The organism is Pantoea sp. CTOTU49201 (assembly GCF_032054795.1).
GTDB classification, from domain to species: Bacteria; Pseudomonadota; Gammaproteobacteria; order Enterobacterales; family Enterobacteriaceae; genus Pantoea; species Pantoea symbiotica.
This window is the reverse complement of sequence record NZ_DAMBSA010000525.1, coordinates 1-404: the sequence shown is the minus strand read 5'-3', so window position 1 is coordinate 404 and position 404 is coordinate 1. Positions and strand designations below refer to the sequence as shown.

Below are 404 nucleotides of genomic sequence, written 5' to 3'. Positions count from 1 at the left end.
CCTCAACCCAAAGCATCAAACCTTCTTACCCGGATAAAAACTCTGATACAGCACCGGCAACACCAGCAGCGTTAGCACCGTAGCGAATCCCAGACCGAAAATAATCACTACCGCCATGCTCTGGAAAAACACATCTCGCAGCAGCGGTAACAGGCCGAGCACAGTGGTGAAGGCGGTGAGCAGAATCGGGCGCAGACGCGAGGTTGCGGCATCGAGTATCGCTTGCTGCAACGGCTGATGCCGCCCCAGCTGGCGCGTTTCCTCAACCAGCACGATACCGTTGCGAATCAGCATGCCCGACAAACTCAGCAAACCAATCAACGCCATAAAACCAAACGGAATGCCGGTAAGCAGGAAGCCGCAGGTGACGCCAATCAGCGCCAGCGGCACGGTAATCCAGATCG

At 56.2% G+C, this 404-nt stretch carries 1 protein-coding gene; it reads right to left on the bottom strand.

Annotated elements, in window-relative coordinates; translation table 11 throughout:
- Nucleotides 1-15: 15 nt before the first annotated feature.
- Nucleotides 16-404, bottom strand: a 389-nt coding sequence (locus tag RTY00_RS23230) for an efflux RND transporter permease subunit (protein ID WP_312666532.1), incomplete at its 5' end; no start/stop codon positions are given.